The organism is Paenibacillus sp. FSL H3-0321 (assembly GCF_038002865.1).
Taxonomy (GTDB): Bacteria; Bacillota; Bacilli; order Paenibacillales; family Paenibacillaceae; genus Paenibacillus_AQ.
Window position 1 is genome coordinate 437,002 of sequence record NZ_JBBODH010000001.1, and the last position, 14,236, is coordinate 451,237.

A 14,236-nucleotide genomic window follows, 5' to 3' on the forward strand; every position below is an offset into this window, starting at 1 on the left:
AAGAAACTTGAATTTAACTTATCTTACCGCTTCCGATGTGATCCGGCTGCTTGAACAGGGTGAGGTGAATTCCAGGCAACTGCTGGATCACTATTATGGCCGGATGGACCTTGTGAATGAAGGGCTCAATGCCGTGGTGCAGCAGCAGCGGGAAACTGCCTACGCCCAGGCGGATCAGGCCGACCGGGACAGAAAAGAAGGCCGGAGGTACGGGCCACTGCATGGTCTGCCGCTTACGGTCAAGGAGTCATTTAATGTCAGCGGGATGCTTACAACCTCTGGAGCCCCGCATTTAAAACATAACATTGCTACAGAACATGCGGCCACGGTGCAACGATTGATTCAGGCCGGAGCGATCGTTATGGGGAAAACCAACGTACCGGTGATGACTGCAGACTGGCAGACTTATAATGATCTATACGGCACGACCAACAACCCATGGAACACAAACTTGACACCAGGGGGTTCATCTGGCGGCAGTGCGGCCGCTTTGGCGTCTGATTGCACGCCTGTGGAATTCGGCAGCGATCTGATCGGCTGCCTGCGGATTCCTGCGCATTATACCGGTGTATATGCCCATCGCTGCAGTCTTGGAATGCTGTCGCTTAGAGGACATGTTCCCGGCAATCCTCCCGGTGATCCAAGCGAACCCGATTTGTCGGCGGCTGGCCCGCTGGCCCGAAGCGCCAAGGATCTGCGGCTGATGATGGATGTGCTGTATGATCCCTGGGTAGATGTGCCTGTCCCTCCTGATTTCCGCACTAACACATTAAAGGAGCAAGCGAAGATTAAAGTCCTGACCTGGTTTGAAGCTCCTGAGCATGAAATAGATGAACGTATTAAACGCAGATATGCTGATTTTACCGCAGGTTTATCAAGGATGGAGGGGGTGGAGGTTCACCACGGAATGCCTCCTGAGATCCAAATGGACAAGTTGTTCGACCTGGCTATGAAGCTGTCTGGACGGCTTGTCGGCACCTCATTCAATTCAAGGCAGCGTCTGACTGCAAGTCTGGCCTCCCTTGGCCTGCGGGCATCCCGTTTGGTGACGAAGGCTTTTCCTGAAGGGCTAGAGGACTATTACCGGGCAATGAATCAGAGTGAGGGGGAACAAGAGGAAACGGACCGCCTGCGTCAGGAATATAACCGTGTGATCACTTCCTTACTTCAGGAATATGATGTTCTGCTGCTTCCCATCAGTCCGGTATTGGCAATTCCCCACATGCAGCAGGCGGTAACTAGAAGGATTCTGGAAGTGAATGGACGGGCAACTGGATATAACGAGCATTTAATCTGGAATATCCTCGCGACTGTCTTTGGGCTGCCTGCCACAATTTTGCCGCTGAACCGCTCTAACGATGAATTACCTTGTGGAATCCAGATTATCAGTGGGCATTTCAAGGATCATATCACCATTGACTTTGCCGAAATATGCGAGTCATTGACAGAGGGATTTCAAATTCCTCCTGGCTATTCATAACTGCACTACTCACCTTACATTTTCAAAATCACGATAAATATTATTTTCATCTTCAATAGTTTACGGATAGAAATGAGTAATAAAAGCACAGGGCCGCGGCTATGTGCTTTTTATTTGGCGGACGCTTATGCCGGGCAGCGCATGTATAGCCCCCGCCTGCTCTGTTATGTAAACGGCTCAAGCCGTTTCACTTTGCGATGCCTCGCGTTCTGCGGCCGATTGTACCTCAAGCTTACGGACAAGGGAGGGAAGTGAAAAAAGGTAGAAGAAGCTGACGGCTACTGTAGCTAGCGCGAGTATATAGTGCAGCCAAGTCACCGAAAGCCAGACGGGAAAGGCCAGGGCGACAATGCCCAGTGCCATGGAGTGGCCCAGCATCATGACCGGATCAATCAAAGCATTAACCCGGCCCATATTACGGGCGGGAACCAGTTCGGGCATCCAGCTGCCAAGAACGATATTGATTGGCGCAATTGCAATACCCGCGAGCAGAATAATGACTAAGTATACCTCGACCCGACCGGCAAAACCCAGGCCCCCAATAAGCAGGCTGGCTGCGAATAACCCCGTTATAAGCACCGGAGTCCGGGTGAAGCGGGCAATAAGACGAGGACCGAGAATGCTGCCCAGCAGGAAGCCGATGCCAAGAAAAACGGTAATCATCGAGGAATAGACGACATAATTATCCGGACTCAGCTTATATTTCATTGCAAAAATCGGAAGCACAGCAAACACACCATTTACGATCCCAAAGAACATAAATCCGCTGATAAGTACGAGCAGCAGCCGATTTCCGGTGATATAACGAAGACCCTGCCAGAAATCTGTAATGAGGTGCGAAAAGCGAAGCTCGCGAATACGGCTCTTGCCGTTAGGCATCCGGGCATTCTCGGGAAAATCCCCCCAGGCCAGCAGCAGACCCGAGATTAGAAAACTGGCACCGTCGACGATGATAGCGCATTCAATTCCAACAAAATGATAAGCGGTCGCTCCCAGACTCATCCCGAATAACATGAACATTCCCATAACGATCTGGTTCAACCCTGATGCCTGAACATACTGGTCATGACCGATGCTTCCCTGCAGCAGCCCCATCTCAGCCGGACCAAAAAATTTGGAGATCGAGCTGCGCAGAAACAGGACCAGAAAACATAGCACGATTAGATCGTAATGCACGAATACCAGCAGCAGCAGGGTCAATCCTGCACGGATCCAATCGCTGTATGCGGCGATATGCTTTCGGTCGAACCGGTCGGCCACAACACCGACGATCCAGAATACAGCCAGTGTAGGCAAGGAATACATCAACTCAGCGGTCGTTGCCAGGGAGGGGCGCTCGCTGAACCGGTCTACCAGATAATAGGCAAATGCCATGTTGCCGACCACCGTACCCAGTTGGGAAGCAAAAGCCGCAATAAACAGCTTGCAGAACACAGGATTGCGAAAAAGTGACTTCATTAAATCTCCTCCCTTAAACCCAAGAAATCCATTGCTTGGCCGGCTGACGGTTGAAGCAGACTGTACAGATAGTGAAGTAGTGCATTGAATTGCATACCGGTATCCGCTTGCCTGGTGCCAACCGTGATGGAATGTGTAACAATACCTTCCTGAAAGGAGGAGACCACCCTGGATATCTCACTAAGATCCATGACTGGAGTAAATTCGCCGCGGCTTACCCCCGTCCGAAGCAAATCTGCAAAGCGTTCGATGCCTCTTTCGTACCGTCTTTCAAGCAGCTCTCTGCGTGGAGAATCACGCCAGCCGACTAGAAAATACTCGTAAAAAGCAGACATCATTCCACCGCCCTCCATTTGCTCCAAATCATGAAGCTGCTGGGTATAGAGTGTGATAATGACTTGCCACATAGATGATGAAGCAGCCTTCAAGTATTCAAGATACTGTTCATACTCAAGATCCTGACGATCCAGCAATGCTTCAAAAATTTCCTCCTTCGTTTGATAATAGAGGTAAATCCAACCCCGGCTCATGCCTGCTTCCTCGATAATATCCTTCAACGAGACCGCGCCGTAGCCTTTTCTAATAAATACGCTTTTAGCAGCATCCAATATCTGCCGGCTTCGCTGTTCTTTACGGTGATCCGTTAATCGGGGAGACATTTACCCGCCACCTTTCTAATTTCCCAAAATGAACCGCGTGTCATTATTATTTTAATGACACGCGGTTCATTTTGCAACAAATAAATAGGAGGCTGGAAGAGGAAGGCAGTCAGCCGTCCTACCGTGGCCATGTCGTAGTATCGAATCTGAATTCCAAGGGTCAGACTGTTATTTCCGGCAAAAAAGCGGAGCTGGAACGGTTCAGGGAAAGGATACACGCAATTGGAGCCAGAGCAGCATTAATTCCGGCCGGTGCCGCCTTTCACAGCCCATTAATGTCCGCTGAGTAATGAAAGCTCCAGATACGTATCCCTTTGCTCGCGCTTCCTTTTGCCACTTTTATACCGTGCTTTCCCCCAGTCCACTGTCCTTTGAAACTGACTCACGGATTCATTCTTTGGGGGCATCATCCGCCACATTATTTATTTCTACTTCCAATTGAGTTGAGTCTAAACTATTGGCTGATAAAAAATTCTTTCACATACTTAATTTAGAAATTAAGGGTGATATATTAAAATTCCATGGGAAAAAGTCGATATACAGTAAATTAAAGGAATTGCATGAAGGAGATGACACAATGGCAATGTCAGCGGTTAGCTATGAACATTTGCATATACTTCCTTTTGAGATGAGACTGCATCATGTGACGTTGGTCAAGAAAATCAATGACCACGCCAAATTAACGTTTACGGGCATGATCTCGGAAGATAGGGAAGAGCATTATGTACGGATGGCGGATGAGAATACCCCGGTAGAGCTTCTGTATACCGACGAGAATGGAAATAGCAAGCGATTGTTTCATGGCACGATCCTCAAACTCCGTGTCAAGGTCGATAAGGAAGCCTACTGGCTGGAAGCGGAAGCCATCTCTCATACCCACGCAATGGATCTCAAACCGCAGACGCGTTCATACCAGAACAATTCTACGCTCATTCCCGATTTAATGCAGAAGATCAGCGGGTACTACCCCAATGGGCAAAGCTTTAATACGTTTGAGGAAGATAAAAGACTGGATGCGTATACCCTTCAATACCAGGAGACAGACTGGCAGTTTCTGAAGCGGCTGGCCTCCCGTTATCACACGGTGCTGGTTCCTGTATCCACGGAAGACAGCGTTCGCGTGTATTTGGGCATTCCAGATCATCGGGACGCAGGCAGGATCGAAGCTACACATTACCGGATGTACAAGGATATATTAGCCTTCAAAAAAGAGGCGGGAAACGGAGAGAGCGGGCTTAGTGAACGGGATTATATTTGTTATGAAGTGATGCTGAACAATCAGGTGCTTGAACTTGGAGATCAGGTCACCTTCAAAGGCCAGCAGCTTCACGTGTTCGAGGTACGGACCGAAATGAAGCAGGGTCTGCTTACACATCACTACACCCTCTGTCTGAAACGGGCAGCTTACCGGCGCATGAGGTCTAATTCCAAGCTGATAGGCTCTTCCCTCTCAGGAAAAGTCATGGAAGTGGTCCGGGATGAGGTCAAGGTGCAGCTCGATTACGATCAGGACTGGAGCCTCGCGATCGCTAGCCCCTTTCCGTACTCCACGATGTATGCCTCGGACGATCAGACGGGATGGTACTGTATGCCGGAAAAAGGCGACGCTGTCCGGATCTATTTCCCCAATGCGAAGGAAGCAGAAGGCATTGCACTCAGTTCTGTGCGGAAAAAGGTGCCGGAAGAAGCAATGGCTCCCGCATCCAAGCCGGGCAGTACATCTGCTGCTGCAGGCAGACACAGCCAAAATGTGACGACGACCGTAATCCAGCAAGAACAGCTGCAGCCTGTTATTCATTACGACAAGGATGTAAAGGAAGATCTAATGGCCAACCCGAACACGAAGTTCTTGTTGACACCAACCGGCCAGAAGATCACGTTCGAGGAAGATAAAATCGTCATTACCGGTGCGACCGGGGGCGCAACTCTTACTTTAACGAGTGCGGGCACGATTATTCTGAATTGTGAGAATAAGATTACACTGCAGGCCAGCAAGCAAATTGAAATGGTCTCGGAATCCATTATGATGGTTGCCAACCAGATTGAAATGTCCACCAAGGACGGAAACGGCGGCTTTACGATGGATCAGGGGCAGGTAGTGATTAAAGGCATCGAAGTGCTGATGAATCAATAGAACACACCGAAGAGAGGAGCGCACGGGATGCACGATCTGGAGATATGGAACCATTTTATAGCAGAAGATGTCCTGCCTCAGCGAAATGAGCAGATTAAATCCTTACATACCTATTACGTTCAGCATAAAAAACAGATCATTGCCCAACTCGTCCCGTTGTTTGACCAGTTCTGCGAAAAGGTACGACTCCAGCAGCAAGAGGGGCAATTAATGAAATGCGCCTACCTTCATCTCTCCCTGCTGCGGACGAGCCTGAACGAAGGGAAACCCGTCTATATGCTGGAGGCCAGCGACAGGGACACGGAAAGCAAGGTGCAGCTGACACCTTTTCATTATGATGCAAGCTGGATCTATAGATTCGCGGACGCTTGGGATCAAGCATGTGAGGAGAAGCGCAGACGTTATTTAAGCCGTATTCACCGCCATTCGTTCGAAGTCTGGAAGGCCAGACAGCTGTATCCGTTCCACATCTATATGGTACATGCTGTTCGTTATGCCATGGATACCGTCCGGCAGCTTGTTTCTTTTCAAAGCCTGGAGAAAGACAGTGCTTTTGAAGTGCGTGTCGGTCAATTTCGGGACCCTGAGGTCAGTGAATCTGTGTATCGCATCAATGAAAGGCAACGTTCCTCCATTACTTGCAAAGGGTGGCTGGAAAATAGGTCGGATCAGGAATACATCTATGAACATATTGCCAAGGTCAACTTGTCCCGTGGCCATTACGAAGGTGTTGATCTGAGTTATGCAAGGTTTGAAGAGGTGACGCTGACAGGAAGTCATTTCGGGGGCAGCCGAATGCTCGGTACCCGCTTCGAGCGCTGTGTGTGCGATCAGGCCGATTTTCGCAAGAGTCTTCTGGTGGATGCGGACTTTCGCGATTGTGACCTGACTTCTGCAAGGTTCGATCATGTGCTGGGAATTCGGGACATGGCGGCAGAAGCACATGGCTTGGTATTCGGCATGAATGGCGTGTTGTTTCAACAGGCCAATCTGACACTAGCCAGCTTTCAGGGCGCGAGAATTGCCGGAGATTTCACAGGTGCGCAGCTGGAAGGGACGGATTTCACAGGCGCAGACTTGACAGGAAGCCGAATGCTGGAGCGGGATGCTGCTTCAGTAACACTGACCAAGGAACAGCGTGACACGATGATCTGGGTGGGGGAGGCCCAGCATGAGTAGCATGAAATACTTCGTGCTGGAGCATGACCGGCGCTTGCCGGCAAATGGAGTGAATCTGGCGTTCCCGGAACGTATGCTGAAAGGTTATGGGTGTGCCGGGCCGCAGGAAATCGTCTATACCAAGCCGGGAAATCTCCTCTCTGCCAGCAGTCTGATCGAACATCCGATACTGCTGGTCAGCGAGGAGCTGCAGGCAACTGTAACCAAGCAGTTACCGGACATTCCTTATAAAAGTGTGGTCGTAATGGACTTGGAACAGCAGGGGCAATTTTATTATGCCTGGATGGACTTTCCGGAAATTCCTTGTCTTGCACCTGACCGCACAGAGACGGAAAACGGACGGATTGACACCCTTTGGGTAGACACAGAAGCATTAAAGGAAACGGCAATTTTTCAAATACCATATTACCGGAGTCGTGTACTGGTTGCACGTGTGGACATCGCTGAGAGCTTGCTAAGAAAAAGTCTGTATGGCTTAAGTGTCAGACCTATCCGGTTGACGAGAGGAGAAAAAACTTGAAATGGGAATTATGGATACCCTGTTGACGAAAAGCACGCTTAACAAGCTCCTGGAATCCCCGTGGCGAAGCGAGGATACGTATGTGACAGCCGGGGCTTATATGCATTGCTCGCGAGGCACACATGAGGAAGTGCTGAACAAGCAGGACCCGAACGGTATGTACATAAATGGCAGGTCGATGTTGACGGTGAAGGATTGTGTGACATCCACCTCGGAACCGGGAACGATTCAGGGCGCTATTCCCTTTGACCGAATGGGACAGGAGCTCGATGGAAACTTCTATTCGTTCGGCTATTGCCGGAGTGATATGAATCCGCTGAAGGCGGCTGAGAAAACCTTGGGTTTTACAGATCCTTCGTATATGGTCGACCCCGATCCGGAGGAACCCACCGCAGGCCAGTTTATTTATCCTTGTGCGCCCAAGCTGATGCCAACGGTGCTGGGACCTTCATCTGCAGGAGGCCCATCCCCTGAGCCGCAATTCAAGCTGTCAGGTGCAGTATCTGCGCTTACCACATTGCTGGAGCGCTTGGCAGGCGCTCAGACAGAGTGGACCAACGGCAGTCCGAATGTTTCAATTCAAGGGGTACAGGCGCTGACCAGCAAGTCCTGCTTATTTTGCCAGTATGGGGGTCAGATCCGGTTGCTCACGAATGGAATGGACCCGGCGCCGCCTGAGTTCTCCGCGAGATAAAGAAGAGAGGTGAAGGTGAGGGCATGGGAGCTGATTATCAAGGGGATGGCTACGAGCTGCAGTGGCCTTATGAGCTGAAAGCGATCCGCAGTTTCCGGATTGAACGGAAATTTAATACACATACGCGGTGCACGTTTACGGCGGTCATGACGGAAGAAGAAGCGGAAGCCTGCCTGCTGAGAAGCAGCTTCGAGGACAGCCTTGTCTTCCGCAAACCGGCCAAGCCGCGGGTAGAGAGCTGGTTCGCCGGCGGCATTACGAATGTAGATATCCAAATGGAAGACGGGATTCCGCATGTGCAAATCGAGGCGCTCTCACGCAGCTATGCGTTGGATATGGTGCCGAAGAACCGGTCGTACCAGAATAAGCATCTGACTTATTCGGAAGCCATTGCGGGGCTTGTTGCGGACTATCCCGGAGGGGATGCGCACAATATGGCGACGGGCAAGCAGGACGCCCTGGGCACCTTAATGATTCAATACGGTGAAACTGACTGGCAGTTTATGAAACGGCTGGCTTCCCGGGTGGGGACCGTAATTTTGCCGGATGTCACACTGGATGCGCCGCGCGTCTATTTCGGCGTGCCGGACCTGTCCTGGGGAGAGGAGCTGAAGTCCAAGCATTATACGGTCATGAAGGACCGGGCCGCCTATGAAGAGCTGAAGGCGCATGCGGAAGGAACGGAAGGGGATCAGTTCCATGAGGGGGATTTTGTCCGTTACAGGGTTGTCAGCGGTCAATATTGTCAGGTCGGAGACGATGTTCTTTTTAAGAATCAGATGTGGGTCGTCTCCGAATCGGTGATTAGCTATGAATCCGGGCTGCTGCAGTATGAATATGTGCTGGTGAAACGCCAGACACTGCGAAGGAAGTCGCGGCGCAACGAGGCGATTCAAGGGGTATCCCTTGAAGGCCGGGTCGTGAAACGGGCGAACAATATGGTGAAGGTGCACCTGGACATCGATGCCGGGCATGACGCACAAGGGAACTGGTGGTTTGCGTACTCCGGGGAAGGGAACAATATCTTTCACTGTCTGCCGGAGGAAGGTGCGCGGATCAAGGTGTATTTTCCAAGCGGGGTAGAGAAGAAGGCGATGGCGATTAACTCGGTTCGCGGCGGAAGCGAGGAGATGAAGAGCCGGACAGTGTTCCAGAAGCCGACGACGAAGGTGTTCGAGATGCCGGGCGAAGCGAAAATGCAGTTGGGAGACGACGGCGTCCTGTTCCAGAAAGGGACGGTCAGCCTGCATCTGGATGGCGGGAACATTACCGTTAAGGCCAGCGAGGATCTATTGCTGGTGGCGAGCAACCGGATGGAGCTGGGAAGCGGGGGCGGAAAGAGTATACTGGAATCCATCCGGATGCGGGCTTCGCAGCAGATTACGCTGCAAACGAACGCCGCCCATTATATGGTCGTCAGCGAGAAGCGGGTGGGGATCCATAGCAGCAAGATCGACTTCCAGAAAGTCGAAGTAGATTACATGGAGCTGCTGACGGATGCCGAGCTGAAGGAGCTGTATATTGACGAACTGGCCAAAGGTGAAATCATGATGCAAGAAATAGATTTAAGCCTTAAATTAGGTGCGGCCACGCAATTAACAGAAGGGCAAAGAGCGGATATCCGCTCCAAAGTGGCGGCTGAAGCGAGCGGCAATCCGGGTACCCAAGAAGCGGCACGAAGCTGGATGGGCGGGAAGTCGGCGGAAGAGCAGCAGAGCGCCTATAAGAAGAGGTATGGCCAGCCGCCCGCCAGCGAGCCGGAGAAGCAGGGCGAGGAAGAAAAACAAGCGGAGCTGGAGAAGAACCAGCAGCTCTATGAGGTGGAGGACCGGAACCGGACAGCGGTTCATGCCTGGAATCAAAGTGCGGAGAGGATCATAGAGCAAGGCAGAAAGGAAGGTAAATCGCAAGCGGAGATCGAGGCGATGATACCAGCACAGCCAGAACTGGCCGCAAGCGCACCTCAGCAAAGCAAGCAGCCGGGAGTTATGGAGCGACTACTGGCTGCAACGGGAATCCGTCATCTGGTGGACCAGATGACGCCTGTCCTGGAGCCCGCGCTGGATGACTGGCTGCTGCAGAATGTCGTGCCGCAGAAACCGGATTATCTGAGCAAAAAAATGGAGAAAACAGTATACTTATCTCGATATACGTTCCAGGTATTAATCCTAGACCCCCAAATGCTGATCGCGGAGTTCAACCTCTTATTCGGCGTGGTGGCGATCATCTCGGCGATTCCGACAGCCGGAGGATCGTTATATCTCTTGGCGGCTGCAGACATCGCCTTTAGCGTAGGTGTGATCGTGGTCAACGTGGAGAAATTGAACGATCTCAAGAACGGAAACGCCTATACGAATCCGACCTTCCTCGGCATGGACCAGTCACTGCTGGATGGACTGGGGATTGGCATCGCCTTTGTGAGCCTGGCCAGTCTGCTCAAGCACGGCTTGTATAAGGCAGCGGATAAAATAGCGAACCGCAAGAATATTGCGGCGCTGGATGATGCTTTGAAGGCGTTGACGAACGAAGCGGACACCGCTGCTAAACTTAAAACAACCCTGCCCCAGGAAATGGTGGTTATAGATGGCGGTTTGATGGATGACCTAGCAAGGAGCAAGAGTCTTGCAGGGGCAGATGATGCCAGGACAGTGGGAAAACCAAAAGCGGAGGGTTCGTCGCGGTCAGTTGAGGGGACGGGTGATGGTGTACCTCCATGGCAATCTAAGATGCCCATGTTTAAGGAGGATTGGGATGATTATTTTCGAGCTAAGTACGGAGATGGGAATGTTAAATGGAAATTCACATCAACACCTGAACTAGAAAAACATATAAGGGATAGGGAATTTTACGATCCTGCTACTGGAGAACCTCACAAAAATAAAAAAGGGATTGTTGGTGCACATAACGAGAAAGAGTTTTACAAAAATGATGTAAAAGTTGTAGACTCAAATAAGGTTTACGATATTTATGGAAGAGAAGTGAAGGGAATTACACAAGTTGAATATAGTGTTCCAGAGCTGGATGCAAAAACAAGACAACCGACTGGTAACTATAATCAAAAAACTAATACGAAAACCATTTATGATCCAGAGATAATATCAGATGGCGAGTACATTAGAAGTGGATTGGAAGCTGCAGAGGATGCTTTGGCAAAGGAGTCATCTGGAGTCTTGCCAACTGTTTGGTTAGGCGTGGATTCAAAAGGTGTATCATGGATTGGATATTTTAGAAATGGCAAAATTGATTCGTTTTTTCCGGCAACACCTAATCCATAGGAGGAAGAAGAATGAAAAACTTATTAGATTCTACTGATTTGGTCAATATAGAGCATTCACCAATTCATCATTTAATTAATGCTTGTTATCATCAAGGATCTTTTAAAAAAGCTGTGAAGTATTTAAGTACTAAAGTTGGTTTCGGTATTGATTTGGGTGATTTTACTTTCTGGAACGATTTGGATGAATATGACAAGGCTTTATATGAAGATGAGTTTAACGGTATTCATATTGAACTTGGAAGTGAATCAGTAATTCTTGATTATGAAATCTTTTATTATTATCTTGAGTTAGCTGCGAAAAGATATATTGAAAAAAAACAGGAGGATGAACAAGATTTTCAAGAGTATTTCGAAAACATGAAAAAAATTCTGAACATCAAGGGTATTGTATAGCTTAAACGTTGGTGGGGGCTACCCAGTGCCGAATGAACCCACCATTCAACCAAAAACACATATAACCCATGTAATACCCGTATAAAGATTTCTCCATTTCGGCTGTACGCACATCAAATGCTTTAATTTTATAACCTAATTATCGATATTCCGTTGCATTAAACAGGTCGATTATGGTCAGATACCACCATGATTGACCTGTTTTTTGTTATGTTCGCTTTCTCGCAGGATTTTCAAAATGCTATGTAACTGTAGAATACGCACCGCCCCGATAAGAAAGATGAAATAGCAATGTTAATCGCATCTTTTAGGGGAGATACAGCGGATTTCAATTCCGCATCAGAAGCAACACAGGAGAACACTTCCTACATCAGCAAGAATTTCTTTGAGTTTGACGGCAACGGGAGTATGAAACCAACCGAGTTTCAAAAGGAAAGAACAAGACAGAGTATCGAGCGGCGGCAACTCTAACAGAACGTCAAGCAAGCTGATATAATAATGGTAGTCGGAAGAACCAGTTGCCACCTTCTTTATTTCCAAGTTTAAGATAACAACTTAGGGGACGGGTAATGATGCTAAGATACCTAGAACAGGACCAGAATGGGATGAGTATTTCCGTTCAAAATATGGCGATGAAAATGTAGACTGGAAAACTAGTTCTGAGTACAAGCTATATGGTGAAAAGTATATTCCTTATACACCTAAAATCAGACCCAATGCTGTTATCACTAAGCCGTCACTGCCTAAAGGAGGAAAGCCAGAAGGAAATTATGCTCCTATTAAAGGTAAAGATGTCCGAGGATTAAAAAGACAAAATGAAGCCGCGAATGTACTAGCGGAAAATGGATATCGTACGACAATGCTTGATGAAGTCCCCAATGGAAATGGATTTGATGGAAACGGCTATGGTATTGATCCTGGTAAAAGTCCAGACTTCATTATTGAAAGGCAGGTTTATGATTGTTATGCGCCGGATATAGATACGAAACTAAACAACATTCTCAGAACCCTCAGAGAGAAAACTACAAAACAAGCGAGAAGAATAGTATTAAATTTAAATGATTATCCTGTTGAAAAAAGAACTGAGCTTATTGAATTTATAAAAAGTCAAACGAAAAAAGATTTAAAACATTTAGATGAACTATTGATCATCGAAGATCGCCAAGTAACTAGAGCGTACTGGAGGTTTGAGTAAATGGACTTTTGGCTATCTATTGGTTTTAATTTGCCTAGAGAAGAATTGAGTAAATTACTCTATAATATGATAAGCGAAGTATTATTTGTAGAATTAATTGATTATGAGGCAGAAGTAAGGGATAACTCTGATACTCAATGCGTAAGAGTCGGTTGTACATATTTTTCAATGAGCATTAATTTAGATGATGAGGATGAATATATTGAACGTTATCGTAAGCTGAATCTTGAAACGCATGGTGTAGATACAAACGTTGATATTAGTATCCAATTTATATCACGTACTTTTGATACCGGTTGGTTAAAATTCCTTGAACTTATCGGGAAATTATTACAATTTAGTAGTCAGGATTTGGTTGTTGAAGATGATTCCTCATATCCACTATTGAAGAGAATTGACGGGTGTTTATTTATAAATAGTAGGCTAGATGAATATCGAGCGTGGTATATGACTAAAGAAAATCTAGCACTATTGAATTATCCTTATGAAGAAGAGGATTTTTTTAAAGATAGTGAAGAAGAAAAGTGAAGGTTTTTCCAATTTTTTTGAGTCCTATCAATAACCTTATTAACCAAGCCACAATGCGAGCTAACCGCCCGTGTTGTGGTCTTTTTTCGTTTTTTTTAATATGGATGGCGGTGGTTGATGAAATTGACCCCACCCAGTGCCGAATGAACCCATCATTCAACCATTAACAAATATAGCCCATGTAATACCCGTATAAAGATTTCTCCATTTCGGTTGTACGCATATCAAATGCTTTAGTTTTATAACCTAAATAACGCTATTCCGTTACATCAAACAGGTTGATTATGGTCAGTTATCACCATGATTGACCTGTTTTTTGTTATCTTTGCTTTTCTCCACTTTTTTCAAAATTCATCACAGCTGTAGAATACTCCGCCACGATAGGGAAGTAGAGAAACCATGAATCACATCTATCATGGTCGATAGCACGACAATTAAAAGTAAGGGCGGTGATTATGAAATCATTTAATTTTTTCCGCAACAGAACTGACCAGTGCAGCGATTGTTAGAGCGTAAGGAAGAAATCTACTGACGAGCAGTTAACATATATAGGTAAGGATACGTTTCAGGATAGCCGCCTTTCCTGCTTCATTGCCGTCACAGGGCAGAACACTCAATAGGGGCAACGAAAATGAATGACTTATGGCTGAAAAAGAGCAATCAAGCCGCCAGTACTGACCACAGCCGCACCTCAGAAAAACAAGCAGCCGGGAGTTATG

The 14,236-nt window shown here is 47.8% G+C and carries 12 protein-coding genes; 10 read left to right on the forward strand and 2 right to left on the reverse strand.

The genetic code is table 11. From position 1 onward, the window contains the following. Positions 1-7: 7 nt before the first annotated feature. Positions 8-1,480 carry an amidase family protein gene (locus tag MHI45_RS01710; RefSeq protein ID WP_076110848.1) on the forward strand — a complete coding sequence of 491 codons (1,473 nt, stop codon included), beginning with the start codon at positions 8-10 and terminating at the stop codon, positions 1,478-1,480. A 177-nt stretch (positions 1,481-1,657) separates the two neighbouring features. Here MHI45_RS01710 and MHI45_RS01715 read toward each other — a convergent pair whose 3' ends face one another. Beyond that, positions 1,658-2,938, reverse strand: a complete 1,281-nt coding sequence (locus MHI45_RS01715) for an MFS transporter (protein ID WP_076110847.1) — start codon at positions 2,936-2,938, stop codon at positions 1,658-1,660. Further along, positions 2,938-3,597, reverse strand: a complete 660-nt coding sequence (locus tag MHI45_RS01720; protein ID WP_076110846.1) for a TetR family transcriptional regulator — start codon at positions 3,595-3,597, stop codon at positions 2,938-2,940. The genes MHI45_RS01715 and MHI45_RS01720 overlap by 1 nt, the downstream gene beginning before the upstream one ends. Before the next feature lie 71 nt (positions 3,598-3,668). Here MHI45_RS01720 and MHI45_RS01725 point away from each other — a divergent pair, with 71 nt between their 5' ends. The 9 genes from MHI45_RS01725 to MHI45_RS01765 all read left to right on the forward strand — a co-directional run bounded on the left by MHI45_RS01725 (position 3,669) and on the right by MHI45_RS01765 (position 13,517). Then, positions 3,669-3,887, forward strand: a complete 219-nt coding sequence (locus MHI45_RS01725) for a hypothetical protein (RefSeq protein WP_144024320.1) — start codon at positions 3,669-3,671, stop codon at positions 3,885-3,887. Between the two features lie 287 nt (positions 3,888-4,174). Further along, positions 4,175-5,731 carry a contractile injection system protein, VgrG/Pvc8 family gene (locus MHI45_RS01730; protein ID WP_076110845.1) on the forward strand — a complete coding sequence of 519 codons (1,557 nt, stop codon included), beginning with the start codon at positions 4,175-4,177 and terminating at the stop codon, positions 5,729-5,731. Positions 5,732-5,758: 27 nt separating this feature from the next. Further along, complete coding sequence (locus tag MHI45_RS01735) at positions 5,759-6,910, forward strand: pentapeptide repeat-containing protein (RefSeq protein ID WP_076110844.1); 1,152 nt, start codon at positions 5,759-5,761, stop codon at positions 6,908-6,910. Continuing rightward, positions 6,903-7,430, forward strand: a complete 528-nt coding sequence (locus MHI45_RS01740; protein WP_076110843.1) for a hypothetical protein — start codon at positions 6,903-6,905, stop codon at positions 7,428-7,430. Before MHI45_RS01735 ends, MHI45_RS01740 begins: the two co-directional genes overlap by 8 nt. Position 7,431: 1 nt before the next feature. Then, entirely contained in the window at positions 7,432-8,124 is a 693-nt protein-coding gene (locus MHI45_RS01745; protein WP_076110842.1) for a PAAR-like protein, read from the forward strand. A gap of 23 nt (positions 8,125-8,147) precedes the next feature. Continuing rightward, entirely contained in the window at positions 8,148-11,399 is a 3,252-nt protein-coding gene (locus MHI45_RS01750; protein WP_341118884.1) for an EndoU domain-containing protein, read from the forward strand. A gap of 11 nt (positions 11,400-11,410) precedes the next feature. Further along, positions 11,411-11,794: a ribonuclease toxin immunity protein CdiI gene (gene cdiI / locus MHI45_RS01755; protein ID WP_083675982.1), complete on the forward strand. Its 384-nt coding sequence runs from the start codon at positions 11,411-11,413 to the stop codon at positions 11,792-11,794. An 859-nt stretch (positions 11,795-12,653) separates the two neighbouring features. Beyond that, entirely contained in the window at positions 12,654-12,989 is a 336-nt protein-coding gene (locus MHI45_RS01760; protein ID WP_341118885.1) for a CdiA C-terminal domain-containing protein, read from the forward strand. Next, complete coding sequence (locus MHI45_RS01765) at positions 12,990-13,517, forward strand: hypothetical protein (RefSeq protein ID WP_076114665.1); 528 nt, start codon at positions 12,990-12,992, stop codon at positions 13,515-13,517. The last annotated feature ends 719 nt before the right edge of the window (positions 13,518-14,236 follow it).